The organism is Vibrio vulnificus CMCP6, from assembly GCF_000039765.1.
Taxonomy (GTDB): Bacteria; Pseudomonadota; Gammaproteobacteria; order Enterobacterales; family Vibrionaceae; genus Vibrio; species Vibrio vulnificus_B.
The window spans coordinates 1,408,033-1,423,517 of sequence record NC_004459.3 but is presented as its reverse complement, the minus strand read 5'-3'; the positions used below and the strand labels follow the sequence as shown (position 1 = coordinate 1,423,517).

Sequence of the window (15,485 nt, the reverse complement as noted above, 5' to 3'; positions counted from 1 at the left end):
GTTTAACCTTACATAATGATCGCTTCAGCAACCCCAGAGGAGTCACCTTCGCCTAAATTCATCACTTCGTCTAAGCTCACTACGCCTTGTAGCGCCAACTCCATTGCCGACGCTAACAGAGGTTTATAGCCTGGCGAACGACGCGCAGCATGCGCAAACTCGACGGCATCATTGGCGCGCAACGCGTCCATCATTCCATGTTCAAGTTCCAGCATTTCAAACACACCAATACGGCCGCGATAGCCTGTTAAGTTACAGTTTTGGCAACCGCGCCCTTTCACAAAACCCGCTTCCACTTGATTTGGGAAGCGTTGTGCCAACCACGCTTTGCGTGACTCGCCAACATGATCTTCTGTCTTGCAATCCGGACAGACACGGCGCACCAATCGCTGCGCGACCACAGCACGTACGGCACTCGCGACCAGATAACCAGGTGCCCCCATGTCAATCATACGAAGCGCACTGTCTACGGCGTCATTGGTGTGTAAGGTACTCAATACTAAGTGACCGGTCAGCGCCGCTCGCAGGCCAATTTCAACCGTTTCATGGTCACGCATCTCACCAATCAAAATGATATCGGGATCCTGACGGAGGAACGTTCTTAACACCGTGGAAAAATCAAGGTTGATCTTCGGATTGATCTGCACTTGGTTGACACGCGACAGTCGGTATTCAACCGGATCTTCCGCTGTGATGATCTTTTTCCCCGGTTGGTTTAATTCTGTTAGAGCACCATACAGCGTGGTGGTTTTACCAGAACCCGTAGGGCCAGTAACAAGGATCATGCCATGCGGACGTTTCAACTGTCGGCGCAGACGCACTAAAAGATCGTCCGGCAAACCGGAGTCTTCTAATTTTCTGACTCCGGAAGATTGATTGAGCAAACGCATTACCACCGACTCACCATACTGAACTGGCATGGTCGACATACGGATATCCACCGACTGACCTTTGGAGCGGATGTTAAAACGGCCATCTTGTGGCAGACGCTTTTCTGAAATATCCAAGTTGGCCATGAGTTTCAATCTCAGTACCAATGCTGGCGCGATGTTGACTTCATTCAGCAAGGTTTCGTGCAACACGCCATCAATACGTTGGCGCAAACGCAACACATTGGCGTCTGGTTCGATATGGATATCCGACGCCCCCACCTGAATGGCGTCTTCAAACATCGAGTTGATGAGCTTAACAACCGTCACTTCATCGCTGTCGTCATCTTCAATATTGAAATCGAATGCATCGTTGACTTGGTGTTCCGCTTGCAACTGCTCGGCAAAGTTGGCAATCTCTTTGGTACGGCGATAATAGCGGTCAAAGCCTTCCACCAATTGCCTTTCTGGCGCGATAACAAACTCAATGCCATATTGTCCTAGCTGACCGATCAACGCTTCTTGTGCAAAAAGGTCCGCAGGATCACTCATCGCAATGCGCAACGTGTCGCCATTACGGCCAATCACCAATGCACGTAGACGACGAGCATGCACTTCTGGTAGCAACTGCACTGCATCGATATCGACCGTGGCTCGATTTAAGTCAATCAAAGGCAGATCAAGTTGCTGCGACAAAAACGCCAGCATCTGTTGTTCAGACAAAAAACCCAAATCAATCAGCGTATCGCCAAGCTTACGCCCACCACTTCTTTGCGCGCCGAGTGCTTGATCAAGTTGCGCTTCATTGATAATGCCTTCCTCTACAAGAAGATCACCAAGTCGCTTTCTTAATCTTACTTTCATTGTGCACTCTCCAAATTTTGTAACAGCGCGAGTCTATCTTTGATAAAACGTTGCGATTGATTGGATATTCCGACTTTACTCAATGCGGCTTGATAAGACACTTGCGCCGATTTGAAATCCAATGCCCGCTCTTGTTGAATCGCCAACCCTAGCCACCAGCGTGCATTTTCGCTGTCCATTTGGCTCAGGCGCTGATAGCTTTCTAATGCAATGTCATCTTTCTTAATTTTTTGTGCTAACGCGGCGCGCATCGCGAGATATTCTTTTCCAGAATCATCGTACAGTGCCACCAAGGGGGTGAGCGCAGCTTCATTTTGATTGGCTTTGATCAGCATTTTGCTTAATGCAATGCGTAAGGTTTCCCCTTCTGGATTGAGAGCAATCCCAGCCTGAAGCAATTCATACGCTTTGCGGCTGTCTCCTTTACCAAAATAGAGTGCCGCTAATTTCTGTCTCACCACTTCGTTGTTGGGTGTATGGCGCAGAGCGTCGCTGTAGGCAGACAAAGCATTTTGTAAGTTATTGGCATCCAGCGCTTTTTCCGCTCGACCAATGGCTTTTTCGGCTAGTTGTTCTTGGGTTAACTCAACTTGTTCAACCAACATACTGTTTTCCACCGCTGGCGTATTTTGTGCAGCGGGGGCTTGAGCCTTCACTTGGCTTGGTACTGAGTGAGAAACCAGCTGATTTTCCGTAGCCGATGGTTTCACAGCGGCTTTCGCTACCAGCGTTGTTTCCGATTTGCTTGGCGCTGTTGCTGGTTTTACCGAAGAGGGAGCAACAGATGTTGCCTTTTCCACTCGCGCAGTCGTGACGATGTTTGGTTGAGAAACAGTGACACTTTGCGCTCCCTCGGATGGTGTTTTTTGTGTCGGAGAGCGTAAGGTTTCTTCGGCAACCGTGACGACCGTCGTGGTCACTGGCTCAGAGTAATTTTGGCTAACAGGCGCGGATTGTGTGATTGCCCAACCCCCAACGGCTAAGCTCAAACCGAATCCAGTGGCAATCCATACAATCGGTTTCACCGAGGTCACTTTTGGCAGCTCCGCTCTTTGCAGTTGAGCAGGTTGCGACTTCTGACTTGCCAATTCAGCAAGCGCTTTGTTTATTTCGCTCAAGATGCTCTCCATCCCCACAATACCGGGGTTTTAAACAAAGGTTTACACGCATCATAAGTGTCATGAATCGCGGTAAATAAATGTTGATTAGTGACATTTTTCTGTTGTTGCATATAAGCCAACAAAAACGCCTTATGGCACAACTGGTTGATTAAACGAGGAATGCCACCAGCCCCGCGCCAAAGTGCTTTCTTTTGCTCTGTGGTGAGGTATTGATGCTCACCATCTCCCGCCTTCGCTAAGCGACTATCGATAAAGGCAACACCTTCTTCAATCGTCAGTGGTCGTAGTTGGCAGCTAAACGTTATACGCTGACGAAATTGCCTTAACTCATGTTGGGCGATACGTTCATCGAGCTCAGGCTGACCAAATAGCACTATCTGTAACAATTTCTCTTGCTCGGTTTCTAAATTGCCAAACAGACGCAATGCTTCCATCGCCTCCAATGGCAATGCTTGAGCCTCATCCACTAACAACACCGTACGCATACCACGCTGACGCATGCCTATCAAACAGTCTTGGATCAGTGGTACCAAACTGACACTATCATAGGTTTTTAGCCCCATTTCGCGCGCAATGGCCATTTGCAACTCATGGCCACTCAACACGGGATTGGGTAGATAAACCAAGTTCACCTTATCGCTCAGTTGATCAATCAACATGCGGCACACCATGGTTTTACCAGTGCCCACTTCCCCAGTCACTTTGACGATCCCCTCTCCCATGTCCAGCGCCGCCATGACGGTTTGAATCGCTTCAAAGTGCGGTGCTAACCCCAAAAACAATTCGGTGTTTGGGGTCTGCGAAAAAGGCTGAGTGTGAAAACCAAAGTGCTGCAAATACATGGTTACACTACTGCTGATCAGGGAACCATTCTTGAAGCAGATCCCTTGAACGCTCTAGCTCTTTCTGCCAAGTGTTCACACCCACTACCGTTGGCTTAAGCAAAATAACCAGTTCCGTTTTTTGCGTTAAGTTCGATGTATTGCGGAACAGGTGGCCCAAGGCTGGAATATCACCCAAAAATGGCACTTTAGACACGCGTTCAATCGTGTTCGACTTCATCAAACCACCAATAACCACCACGTCACCATCACGAGCACGAATCACCGAATCAGATTCACGAATAGAGCTTTTGGCCAAAGGAAGAGTGACGTTTTGGAAGTCACCGCCCAGATTCAATTGCTTGGTTTCTTCTTCCACTTCAATCACCGCAGGGTGTACATGCAAGAACACATTGCCCTTATCGTCAATTTGTGGCGTCACATCGAGAGAAATACCCGAGAAAAATGGCGTTAGCGTCACTTCAGGCACAGCTTTAGATTTATCATCATTGCCCACGTTGCTTGACAACGCGGTGACGTAATACTGATCGTTACCCACTTTGATGACTGCTTTCTGGTTGTTCGATGCGGTAACGCGCGGGCTAGAAAGCACGTTCAAATCACCTTGAGTAGACATGAAACTTAATACCGCTTCAAAGCTACCATCAGAGATCGTTACATTGGTTTGCCCACCGAGCAGTGAGCCAATGGCATCCAAGCCAGGTAATACGGTAGAGCCCGGTCTGTTCACTACGATGCTGCCAGAATTACCAATCGACGCTGAGATGTTCGACCAATTGATCCCCTGTTGATAGCCGTCACTCAAGGTGACTTCAAGAATTTTGGCTTCAAGAATGACTTGGCGCTGCATGCGCTCTTGAGAAATGCCGAGGAATTGCCTTACTTCGCGAATCTCATCCGGGAAAGCACGAACAGTAATCACCCCCGCTTGAGGTGTCACGACGACACTTTGTCCTTTACCTGAACCAATTAAGCCCGCCACTGCTTGTTGCAATAACGGCCAGAAATCACTTTCCGTAATGGTTTCAATGCGGGTGCCGCCACTGGCTGTGGTTGTGTTATCTCCGCTGTTATTGGAGTTATTCGAACTGTTATTGGAATTAGAATCAGAATCACCGCTGGAGCTGGTAGAGCCCGTCGAGGTCACAGAGCCGGTCACGATACTGGTTAAAGAGCGACCAGAGCGTTGAAACTGGATATAATCGACCGGGATGGTCACGGTGCGCAAACCAGCGGGGTAAACTTGAATAACCTTGCCCGTTTTAATCACATCGTAGCCATACATATCTTGTACGATCAATAAGATATCATCGAGCGTCACATCACTGACATTCAGCGTGATACGCCCTGTTACATCGGGATGAACTGCGACACTGAACTCCGTGCCTTTGATCAGGGAGGTGAAAAACTGCCTTGCTTCAACGCCACTGGCTTTAATGCGAAAACGCTTCACCGTATTGCTGCCTGCCGTATTGGCCGCTTCCAGTTCCGGCATTAAGTCCTCTTCCACAGAAGGTGGCAGCTCATCCAGTGCTCGGCTATTGGCCTCATTGATGGACTGGTTTAAGGTCTGTTTGACTTCAACGGGATCTCTGTGCCCCATAGAGCACCCCATTAGCGAGGCAATGATAATTCCAACTACAATCTTGCGCATTTGATTCAAACCTTATTATTCTTTTATATCCAGATTAAAAAGCTCTAATTTCCACAGCTTGGAGCCTCGCTTTAATGTCACCACATCAGAATCAATTTGAGTGACTTTATAACCGCGTATGGTTTCGCCCACACTGACCACATCGTCATTTAAAATCGCCACACACTCTTTCGGTGACTGACAGACGATGCTTTGTAACGTCGGTAAGCGATATTGTCTCTGTGCACTTGGCTTGGTTTGAGCGGGCTTCGTCCAACCTAGCGGAGCCGTTGGATCTTGAGTCGCATACGCATTTCCACCAGCGAAACACAGTGATAACAGAAGAAATCTAACCACCAATAAACTCCTGTCTTGTTCCTAACGTATACACTTCCAACACCACGCGAGCTTGAGGATACTCCTCTACTTGGTAGTGGAAGCGGCGCCAATAGTATTTCACTGGCAAATTCTCAAGCTTACTCAAATAGCCTTGAATCGCGAAAAAGTCGCCAGTCATTTCTAATCGCACTGGGTGAACGTAATACCCCGAATACTCAGAATTTTCTGGGTTACCCTCTATTGGCTCTGCACGCAACGACTCCAATGAAATCAACTTAACGCCACTGCTTTTATCGAGTACCGTCTCCAGTAATTCCGCCATTTGGCTAGGAGAAAGCAGATTGCCAATCACTTCAGACAACTGCATGCCGAGTTCTTGACTTCGCGCCAATAAGCTCTTCATTTCGATGTCGATTTCTCTATTCGGGTCTTTATTGAGCTTAGCCTGAATTACCAGAATGTCGCCTTGTAGCTTCTGATTAAGCTGAATGGTGCTACTCAGTTGTTCTTTTTTCGCCGCTAACTGCTTCCAAGCAGGCTCAATCACCAAGGTAAACAACAGCAGTACAATCACCACCAAACCACAGAGCGTAATCAGCCACTTCTCTCGGCCACTTAAGGCAAGAAACTTGTCATTCCAAGCATTCCACTGCTGCTTCATTGGCCTTTACCTTCTGCTTTCGTTTTGAGTTCGAACGTGATGACATCGTCTTCGTTACGTCCGATTTTCACCTTATCAAAGCTGCGACCAACCAGAGGCAGTTCATGCTTAAACTGGTTTACCCAGTTCGGCACCGCATTAGCACTGATCGCAAGGCCTTTCACGTCTAAATTCGCCCCCACCACACTGATGTCCGTCAGTGAGATGTCATTTCTGCCGAGCTTCGCGAGCGACAACATCATTCCAGAATACCCTGTTTGCAATGACGTATCGTATTGGCTAATCGCGTTGAGCGACGCTTCTTGCGCTCGAACTTTCACTTTTAAGCGCTCCACCGCCGCCAGTTTTTCTGAAGAGGGTTTATGCTGGTCTAACTTGGCTTGCAGTTGACTAAGCTGCTGAGTCAGTTGATGAGATTCCGCTTGCACATTAGCAAGTTGATTATCGATGGCGCGTTGCTGCCATAACGCGAAGGCGTACACCATCAAGAAAATCGCCGCGATGCCTCCCCAGCCAGCCGCTACATTATTGAGCGTGAACAGCTCTTTTTTAGGCTTAAGGTGCTCAGGATAAAGATTGATTTCAGCCTTACCGAGCTGCGCTGCACAATCCACTACGATGTTGCCAGAGAGTCTTCCCTCGTCATCTAATACTGAGGCATTCGCACTTAATCGTTCATTGAGCGCCGAGACAAGCTCTGCGTGGTCCTCTTCATCACAGCAAATTTTAAGCTGATTGAGGGAGACACCTTTAATTTGTGATGAGAGATAATCGATGGAACGTTGTAGCTCCAGAGCCAGCCCATCAAGCTGAAGGGCACTGGCTGCTTCACCAGTTAATGGAGGAAAAACGGAACGAATGGTTCGTTGGAACATCGGCGTGTGTTCAACAAAGGCACCGAGTTTGAATTGCCCTTTGGCGCTGCGTTGCAATAGAAGAAAATTGGCCAACTCACCAGCGCTGTGCGCCCAAATTTCGTCTTCGGGAACAATCGAATGTAACTCGCACTGATTTCGAACAATCAAATCCAGCAGTTTATCCACGATCTTTTTCGGCAGAACATACACTTGCAGTTTGCTGCTATTCGGAAGTAAACGTCCGTCAGCGACAATTTCTGTTGGGCGTTCAGAAATAAGATCTTTGACTAGGAAAGGTAAAGCAGACGGCCACTCTTCTCGTGGGATCGCTGGCTTTTCTATTTGAAAAACTTGGTAATGATGGCTGGCCAGTAACACAGTCACCTTTTCACCAGGCGTGAACTGTAACTGCAGAACTTTCTCAAGTGCTTTTTCCCAACTCTCATCGATAGGTTCAAAAAGCGCTTGAGACGTAGCACTTTCGGTACTCAACTCGCCTTGAGCGGCAAAGTAGACGGCATCAGGCTGAAGCATGACAAAACGCTGCTCCCCGCCATTAGCTTGGCCTCTCAATTTTTCGAGCAATGACTTCACATTCATCTGTTTTTCTTCTTATTTTCGACGCCAGCGATTGCGTCTTGCCGTTTTCGTTTGTTTTTCTTCCACAGTGGTCACGACTGGCGGTAACCACTGATTTTCAACGGAGAAATAGCGCCCTTGTCCACCATGTATGCCTAGCTCAACCAAGGTTGACCACTCTTGCTTGGTTTCAACGCCAACCGCAATGACTTTCACTTTCGTCCCTGCGCCCGCGCCCAGCATACTACGAACAAACAACTGGTTTTCATGGCGTTGTTCTATTTTCTTTGTCAGACTTCGATGTAATTTTAAGTAATCCACACCCAAATCTTTCAAATAATGCGTACTCACAATGGTTCTACCAGCTTGCCCGACCACCAGTTGGCACCCCAAACCTGACAACATTTTTGCCACAGGTCTCATATAATCCAGATGCCTTACTAAGTGACTTTCAACAAACTCAAAACTCAATTTTGTTCGATACTCACTAGGTAACTGTAGCAGTTCGTCTCGGAACCATTTGAAATAATGACGGTTGGCAAACGGCGTGACGTGTAAATTCAGTGACAATTTGCCGATATTCTCAGAATTTGCACGCAAATGAGCAAACACTTTGCCGATGACCGCGCGGTCCATTTGACTCTCAAACCCAACCTGCTTTAACGCAGACATATAGCGAGAGGCTTTCACAATGCCGTTTTCTGGATCAACAATTCGACATGTTAACTCAGTATGCAATGGATTTAACTGCTGTCCGTCTAATAAATAAGACAATTGTCCGAAGACTAGCACATTTTCAGTCGACATGGCTGTCTCAAAAATGGTACGCCACTTCACACTACCTCTTGTTTCATCAATATGATTCCACTTCTTAAATCGACTCCAGTTATTATTGCTCTGTAATTGAGCACTTCGCAGTGCGGTTTCCGCTTCATCCATAATTTGGCTGTGTCGTTCCCCCTCCTGATACATAGTGACACCAATGTGACACCAGTTTTCTTTATCCAGTGGGTAAGGGGGATTGAGTTTCTCCAGCTGACGAATGCACTGCGACGCCAGATTGGCGACGTCTTTGGCACCTAAATGAGGGATAAAGAGAGCGAAGTCGGACGGGTAATAGCGTGAGAAGACCACTTCAGGAAAACGCTGAACCAAATTGGAAATGAGGCTGCCCACTTCAATAACAAATTCATCGGCCATTTGTTTGTCATTTTCTTCTGACACACTTTTCCAATCCGCAATGCGCATCAATAACACCGCACCTTGCGCCCCACTCTCATGCAGCGCCGATTCCAGTTTATTGTCAAATAACACCCGATTCGCCGTGCCCGTCAATTTATCCAGAAAAGTTTGGGTACGAATAAACGTATCAAAGCGACTGCGCTCTTGACGTGCATCGCGCAGCTCTTCAATCAGCATGTCTAACGCTTCACTTGCCGTGTAAGGCCACTCTCGCTCGTCACCTTTGGCGTATTGTTCCACTCGTCCTGCCAGAATCATGCGTCCGCGCTCTTCCAATAGCTCTGAGCCATATAGCTGCTCTTTCAGCCATTTCACACCACGCATTAAACAAAAAATGATCAAGCCAACCGCTAAGGTAATCGACCACAACGCTTGAAACGAATAACCAAAGCCAACGTAAGGCGGTGTCGCTTTGAACTCGACGCGATACCCGGGATTACGCTGAAGCACATAACTTTGTTCATAAAGGCGATTGACGTCAATTTGTGGCGAGGTGTCCTTGAAACGGTAGACCACCCCAGAATCGGTAGAAAGCTTCATTTCTACGATATTGGAAGCTTGCAGCATTTTCGGCATCCAACGCTGCATAGAATATGCGGCATCAGGATCCTCCATCTCTTTATCCAACACTTCGACAATGCCCGCCAAATAGTGGTTGAGATATTCCTGACCAAGCTTTTTAAATGAGAGAGTGCCACCAATAAAGAGGATAAACATGGCACTGATAACGATCATTGTAACGAAGGCTACAAGTCGAGTACTGAGTTTGAGAGTCGGGGTATACCTCATGAACACCGAATTCCTTTTCCATTCATCATATACCGTTTATTTCTATATACTTGATAAGTGAATGGTTAACAATCTACTCTCAGTAGATGTGAGAAGTGTCATTGAAAAAGCCGCGGGAATCGCGGCTTTCGTCTATATAATTTAGCGACGGCTTAAAACGGAATGTCGTCGTCAAAGTCCATTGGCGGCTCATTGTACTGAGGCTGAGACTGCATTGGCTGTTGTTGCGCTGGAGCCTGCTTTTGGTAAGACGGCTGTGCGGCTGGCTGTTGAGGCTGACCCCAACCACCTTGTTGCTGCTGCGGAGCACCACCCATCGCTGGGGCGCCACCTTGCTGCTGACGACCACCCAACATTTGCATAATGCCATTGTAGCCTTGTACAACGACTTCAGTTGAATAACGGTCTTGACCATTTTGGTCTTGCCATTTGCGCGTTTGCAGTTGTCCTTCAATGTAGACTTGAGAACCTTTGCGTAGGTATTCACCCGCGACTTCTGCCAGCTTGCCGTATAACGTCACACGGTGCCATTCTGTTTTCTCACGCGGCTCGCCTGTCGCTTTGTCGCGCCAAGTTTCTGAAGTTGCAACGGTGATATTCGCCACCGCACCGCCACTTGGCATGTAACGAATTTCAGGGTCGTTACCTAAGTTCCCTACCAAGATTACTTTGTTAATTCCACGGCTGGCCATGATGTGCTCCGTTTAACTTTCGGTATTAATAAATAGTTAGCGCAATAGAATAGCACGCTTTTAGCTATGGTAAAAATAGTCGCCAAATTGTGTGTTATCCATCACCTCAGACCAAGCTAAAAATTGCAAGATTTAGGAGCGACTAAACGTTTTTTTGCGCTAATAAATCTCTCATTTACTTATCCATATGAAATTCTACGCATTTCGCTATTCTGCCAGTAGCCTGTGCGATTTAATGATGACAACGTTGCACCCGCGCATTCGACTTATTCAATAATTAACCATAAATGGAGGTTGTTATGAGAAAATCTTCTTACGCGCGGAAGCCATTTTTTATCAGTTTGCAAAACGAACAAACTCCTGAGTTCGTCACGGTATTAGCTAAACAGATTCAAATGGAGATCCCTGTGATTACCCCGGCAACGCTCATGCAAGCTGATCCCAATCATCGTAATCGCATCTTATTAATTGATCATCAGCAACATAAGGTGCTGTTGAGAGAAATTAAAAACCTACCCCTGATATGGAAAGGGTTTGAAACGGTCCTGTGTAATGTACCTAGCCGATTGACGACTGAGGAACTGATCGGTTTTGGCCAGTGCAAAGCGATCTTCTACCGAGACACCGCCATTACAGACATGGCCAAAGGACTAAATTCGGTGATTAATGGCAAAAGCTGGCTGCCACGCGACGTCAGTGCACAACTCATCCACTACTATCGAAATATGGTTTGTTCACACACTTCACCAGTGAATGTGGATCTCACGATGAGAGAAATTCAAGTGTTACGCTGCGTGCAGTCTGGCAAGTCAAATTCTCAAATCGCCGAAGATCTTTTCATTAGTGAATTCACCGTAAAGTCGCATCTCTATCAAACCTTTAGAAAGCTCTCCGTGAAGAATCGTGTCCAAGCTGCCGCGTGGGCTGACCAAAATTTGATCTCATAAGTAAGAAGATCGCGAATTTTCCTTTAGAGTGTAACGTATGACAAAATAACAGGTTAGAATCGCCCCTAATGATAACTAACTGTTTATGGAACAACACACCACAAAGGAAATGCTGCGCGCTCGGCTTTAATTTTTACGTGCGTATTGTTTCGGTGAGGAGTTCGATTTGATAAGGACACTATTCAATGATTAAAAAATGCCTTTTCCCTGCCGCTGGCTACGGCACTCGCTTCTTACCTGCGACCAAATCGATGCCAAAAGAAATGATGCCAGTGGTGAACAAACCTCTGATCGAATACGGTGTGGAGGAAGCCATCCAAGCGGGTATGGACGGAATGTGCATTGTTACTGGTCGTGGTAAGCATTCAATCATGGATCACTTCGATAAAAACTACGAATTAGAACATCAGATTAGTGGTACCAACAAAGAAGCCCTATTGGAAGATGTACGTGCTTTGATCGACTCCGCGAACTTTACCTACATTCGCCAGCGTGAAATGAAGGGCTTAGGGCACGCCATCTTAACGGGCCGTGAACTCGTTGGGGATCAACCTTTTGCCGTCGTACTGGCTGATGACCTTTGTGTCAATGAAGAACAAGGTGTCTTGGCACAAATGGTCGCGCTGTTTAAGCAGTTCCGCTGTTCGATCGTTGCTGTTCAGGAAGTACCTGAAAATGAAACTCATAAATACGGCGTGATCTCTGGCGAAATGATCAAAGACGATCTCTTCCGCGTAGACAACATGGTGGAGAAGCCAGAACCTGGTACCGCGCCAAGTAATCTTGCAATTATTGGTCGTTACATTCTTACCCCAGATATTTTTGATCTGATTGAGCAAACTGAACCAGGTAAAGGCGGGGAAATTCAAATCACCGACGCACTACTCAAACAAGCAAAAGCAGGTTGTGTATTGGCATATAAGTTTAAAGGTCGTCGTTTTGATTGCGGCAGCGTTGAAGGCTATATCGAAGCAACCAACTATTGCTACCAAAACCTTTATCTGAAAGATGAGAAGACGTCTGAATTGGGTAAATTCAGTACGCAAAAAGAGAAGTAATCAACTTCCTCTAAACCGAGACGTAAGGCGCTTTAAATAAAGCGCCTTATTTTTAACTGTTTTTTTATCCAGTATTTTATTGCACATTTCTCACACTATGTAATACTTGCTCAACTTGTTGGTATTACACAGAGCATCAAAGATGGACAAGATAGAAGTTCGCGGAGCACGTACCCATAATCTCAAAAACATAAATCTCACCATTCCCCGAGATAAACTGATCGTTATTACGGGCTTATCCGGCTCAGGTAAGTCTTCTTTGGCATTTGACACTTTGTACGCAGAGGGTCAGCGACGTTATGTTGAATCCCTCTCTGCTTATGCTCGTCAATTTCTTTCATTGATGGAAAAGCCCGATGTTGACCACATTGAAGGCCTCTCGCCAGCCATTTCTATCGAGCAAAAATCCACCTCACACAACCCGCGCTCAACCGTAGGAACCATCACAGAAGTGTATGACTACCTTCGCCTACTGTATGCCCGCGTTGGTGAGCCTCGCTGTCCTGAACATCAAGTCCCTTTAGCCGCTCAAACCATTAGCCAAATGGTCGACAAAGTGCTGGAGCTGCCTGAAGGTGCCAAAATGATGTTGCTCGCCCCCATCGTGAAAGAGCGCAAAGGCGAGCACGTTAAAACATTAGAGAATCTTGCTGCTCAAGGTTTTATCCGTGCGCGTATTGACGGAGAGACCTGTGACCTCACCGATCCACCAACGCTAGAGTTACACAAAAAGCACACCATTGAAGTGGTGGTTGACCGCGTTAAAGTGCGTGGCGATTTACAACAAAGGCTCGCAGAATCCTTTGAAACGGCACTGGAACTCTCAGGTGGCATCGCTGTGATTGCCCCTATGGAGGGTGACGGTGAAGAGATCGTTTTTTCCGCCAATTTTGCGTGTCCCCACTGTGGTTATAGTATGCAAGAGCTTGAGCCACGTTTGTTCTCGTTCAATAACCCAGCAGGGGCTTGTGGCACCTGTGATGGCCTCGGGGTACAGCAATATTTTGACCCAGAACGTGTGATTCAAGATGCCAATTTAAGTCTTGCACAAGGGGCGATTCGTGGTTGGGATCAGAAGAACTATTACTATTTCCAAATGCTCACCTCGCTGGCTGAGCATTACGATTTCGATTTACATGCCCCTTTTAATTCGCTTTCAAAACGCATCCAAGAGGTCATCTTAAAAGGCTCAGGGCGCACTGAAATCGAATTTAAGTACATCAACGATCGAGGCGACATTCGTCTTAAACGCCATCCATTTGAAGGTATTCTCAATACACTCGAGCGCCGTTATCGCGACACCGAATCTAACTCGGTACGAGAGGAGTTGGTAAAATATATCTCCACCAAACCTTGCACCAGTTGTGGTGGAACTCGTCTGCGCCTAGAAGCACGCAACGTGTTTATTAATGACACGACATTGCCACAAATCGTCGAGTTGAGTATCGCGGATGCATTGACCTTTTTCGCCACCTTAAAACTCGAAGGGCAGCGAGCTCAAATTGCGGAGAAGGTCATGAAAGAGATCAACGATCGACTGCAGTTTTTAGTCAACGTTGGCCTCAATTATTTGAACCTGTCTCGCAGCGCTGAAACCTTGTCTGGTGGCGAAGCACAGCGTATTCGTCTGGCTAGCCAGATCGGTGCCGGTTTGGTTGGCGTGATGTACGTGCTCGATGAACCGTCAATAGGCCTTCACCAGCGTGACAATGAGCGCTTACTCAAAACACTGACGCACTTACGCGATCTCGGCAATACCGTATTAGTCGTAGAGCATGATGAAGATGCGATTCGTTGTGCCGACCATGTGATTGACATTGGTCCTGGTGCAGGCGTACATGGTGGCCAAGTGGTTGCCGAAGGAACAATGGCCGAGATTCTCGCCAATCCAGATTCCTTGACCGGACAATACTTGAGCGGAGCCAAGCAGATTATTGTGCCGACTCAACGCACACCAAGAGATAAGAACAAAACGGTTGAGCTCATTGGAGCCAGTGGCAACAACCTTAAAGAGGTCAATCTTTCGGTGCCTGTCGGGCTATTCAGTTGTATCACTGGGGTTTCTGGTTCGGGTAAATCAACACTGATTAACGACACCTTCTTCAAAATTGCTCATACCCAACTCAATGGGGCGACCACAGCTCAACCAGCGCCTTATAAGTCTATTAAAGGCTTAGAGCATTTTGATAAGGTCATCGATATCGACCAGAGCCCCATCGGCCGCACACCGCGTTCGAATCCAGCGACCTATACGGGGATTTTCACTCCGATTCGAGAGCTGTTCTCCGGCACCCAAGAGTCTCGTTCTCGTGGCTACAAGCCAGGGCGTTTCAGCTTTAACGTTCGTGGTGGCCGCTGTGAGGCTTGCCAAGGTGATGGTGTTATCAAGGTTGAAATGCACTTTTTACCTGATGTTTACGTCCCTTGTGATGTGTGTAAAGGCAAGCGCTACAACCGTGAAACGTTAGAAGTACACTACAAAGGGAAGAGCATCGATGAAGTGCTAGAGATGACCGTTGAAGACGCTCATGAGTTTTTCGCTCCTGTCCCTGTCATCGCGCGTAAACTGCAAACCTTAATGGATGTTGGTCTTTCTTATATCCGTTTAGGTCAAGCGGCCACCACCCTCTCTGGCGGTGAAGCACAACGGGTAAAACTGGCTCGTGAGTTGTCCAAACGCGATACGGGCAAAACCCTTTATATTTTGGATGAACCAACAACGGGCCTACACTTCCACGATATCCAGCAACTGTTGACCGTCTTGCATCGCTTACGTGATCATGGCAACACCGTTGTCGTGATTGAGCATAATTTAGATGTGATCAAAACGGCCGACTGGATCATCGACTTAGGTCCAGAAGGTGGCCAAGGTGGAGGGGAAATCATTGCCCAAGGAACACCTGAAGATGTGGCGCAGATCGAAGGTTCGCATACCGCACGCTTCCTTAAGCCTATGTTGAAATAGAAAAAACAGGTAAAGTGATGAAACCAG

12 protein-coding genes are annotated in these 15,485 nt (G+C 47.2%); 3 read left to right on the top strand and 9 right to left on the bottom strand.

Features of this window, described 5'->3' with window-relative positions:
• Positions 1 to 8: 8 nt before the first annotated feature.
• From mshE to VV1_RS06765, 9 genes are all read right to left on the bottom strand, one after another.
• Positions 9 to 1,733, bottom strand: a complete 1,725-nt coding sequence (gene mshE / locus VV1_RS06805) for an MSHA fimbrial ATPase MshE (protein WP_011079397.1) — start codon at positions 1,731 to 1,733, stop codon at positions 9 to 11.
• Positions 1,730 to 2,851: a tetratricopeptide repeat protein gene (locus VV1_RS06800; protein WP_043920937.1), complete on the bottom strand. Its 1,122-nt coding sequence runs from the start codon at positions 2,849 to 2,851 to the stop codon at positions 1,730 to 1,732. Before VV1_RS06800 ends, mshE begins: the two co-directional genes overlap by 4 nt.
• Positions 2,848 to 3,696 carry an ExeA family protein gene (locus VV1_RS06795; protein WP_011079395.1) on the bottom strand — a complete coding sequence of 283 codons (849 nt, stop codon included), beginning with the start codon at positions 3,694 to 3,696 and terminating at the stop codon, positions 2,848 to 2,850. The genes VV1_RS06800 and VV1_RS06795 overlap by 4 nt, the downstream gene beginning before the upstream one ends.
• 7 nt (positions 3,697 to 3,703) lie before the next feature.
• Complete coding sequence (gene mshL / locus VV1_RS06790; RefSeq protein ID WP_011079394.1) at positions 3,704 to 5,350, bottom strand: pilus (MSHA type) biogenesis protein MshL; 1,647 nt, start codon at positions 5,348 to 5,350, stop codon at positions 3,704 to 3,706.
• Between the two features lie 15 nt (positions 5,351 to 5,365).
• On the bottom strand, positions 5,366 to 5,686 hold the full coding sequence (locus VV1_RS06785; protein ID WP_011079393.1) for an MSHA biogenesis protein MshK: 321 nt from the start codon (positions 5,684 to 5,686) through the stop codon (positions 5,366 to 5,368).
• Positions 5,679 to 6,329 (bottom strand): type II secretion system protein M, encoded by a 651-nt coding sequence (locus tag VV1_RS06780; RefSeq protein ID WP_011079392.1) that lies wholly within the window; start codon positions 6,327 to 6,329, stop codon positions 5,679 to 5,681. The genes VV1_RS06785 and VV1_RS06780 overlap by 8 nt, the downstream gene beginning before the upstream one ends.
• Positions 6,326 to 7,786: a hypothetical protein gene (locus VV1_RS06775; protein WP_011079391.1), complete on the bottom strand. Its 1,461-nt coding sequence runs from the start codon at positions 7,784 to 7,786 to the stop codon at positions 6,326 to 6,328. Before VV1_RS06775 ends, VV1_RS06780 begins: the two co-directional genes overlap by 4 nt.
• Positions 7,787 to 7,798: 12 nt before the next feature.
• Positions 7,799 to 9,796, bottom strand: coding sequence for an RNase E specificity factor CsrD (gene csrD, locus VV1_RS06770; RefSeq protein WP_043877331.1), 1,998 nt, complete (start codon positions 9,794 to 9,796; stop codon positions 7,799 to 7,801).
• Positions 9,797 to 9,948: 152 nt separating this feature from the next.
• Positions 9,949 to 10,488 (bottom strand): single-stranded DNA-binding protein, encoded by a 540-nt coding sequence (locus VV1_RS06765; RefSeq protein ID WP_011079389.1) that lies wholly within the window; start codon positions 10,486 to 10,488, stop codon positions 9,949 to 9,951.
• Between the two features lie 299 nt (positions 10,489 to 10,787).
• Here VV1_RS06765 and VV1_RS06760 point away from each other — a divergent pair, with 299 nt between their 5' ends.
• The 3 genes from VV1_RS06760 to uvrA all read left to right on the top strand — a co-directional run bounded on the left by VV1_RS06760 (position 10,788) and on the right by uvrA (position 15,458).
• Positions 10,788 to 11,435 carry a response regulator transcription factor gene (locus tag VV1_RS06760; protein ID WP_011079388.1) on the top strand — a complete coding sequence of 216 codons (648 nt, stop codon included), beginning with the start codon at positions 10,788 to 10,790 and terminating at the stop codon, positions 11,433 to 11,435.
• Positions 11,436 to 11,620: 185 nt separating this feature from the next.
• The gene (galU, locus tag VV1_RS06755) at positions 11,621 to 12,493 is read left to right on the top strand and encodes a UTP--glucose-1-phosphate uridylyltransferase GalU (protein ID WP_011079387.1); all 873 of its coding nucleotides are present in this window, start codon (positions 11,621 to 11,623) and stop codon (positions 12,491 to 12,493) included.
• Positions 12,494 to 12,635: 142 nt separating this feature from the next.
• The gene (uvrA, locus tag VV1_RS06750; protein ID WP_011079386.1) at positions 12,636 to 15,458 is read left to right on the top strand and encodes an excinuclease ABC subunit UvrA; all 2,823 of its coding nucleotides are present in this window, start codon (positions 12,636 to 12,638) and stop codon (positions 15,456 to 15,458) included.
• The last annotated feature ends 27 nt before the right edge of the window (positions 15,459 to 15,485 follow it).

Coding starts and splice junctions, on each gene's coding strand:
- csrD (WP_043877331.1), bottom strand. CDS start 9,796: ATGAGGTATACCCCGACTCTCAAACTCAGTACTCGACTTGTAGCCTTC.
- VV1_RS06765 (WP_011079389.1), bottom strand. CDS start 10,488: ATGGCCAGCCGTGGAATTAACAAAGTAATCTTGGTAGGGAACTTAGGT.
- uvrA (WP_011079386.1), top strand. CDS start 12,636: ATGGACAAGATAGAAGTTCGCGGAGCACGTACCCATAATCTCAAAAAC.
- mshL (WP_011079394.1), bottom strand. CDS start 5,350: ATGCGCAAGATTGTAGTTGGAATTATCATTGCCTCGCTAATGGGGTGC.
- VV1_RS06780 (WP_011079392.1), bottom strand. CDS start 6,329: ATGAAGCAGCAGTGGAATGCTTGGAATGACAAGTTTCTTGCCTTAAGT.
- VV1_RS06775 (WP_011079391.1), bottom strand. CDS start 7,786: ATGAATGTGAAGTCATTGCTCGAAAAATTGAGAGGCCAAGCTAATGGC.
- VV1_RS06760 (WP_011079388.1), top strand. CDS start 10,788: ATGAGAAAATCTTCTTACGCGCGGAAGCCATTTTTTATCAGTTTGCAA.
- galU (WP_011079387.1), top strand. CDS start 11,621: ATGATTAAAAAATGCCTTTTCCCTGCCGCTGGCTACGGCACTCGCTTC.
- VV1_RS06795 (WP_011079395.1), bottom strand. CDS start 3,696: ATGTATTTGCAGCACTTTGGTTTTCACACTCAGCCTTTTTCGCAGACC.
- mshE (WP_011079397.1), bottom strand. CDS start 1,733: ATGAAAGTAAGATTAAGAAAGCGACTTGGTGATCTTCTTGTAGAGGAA.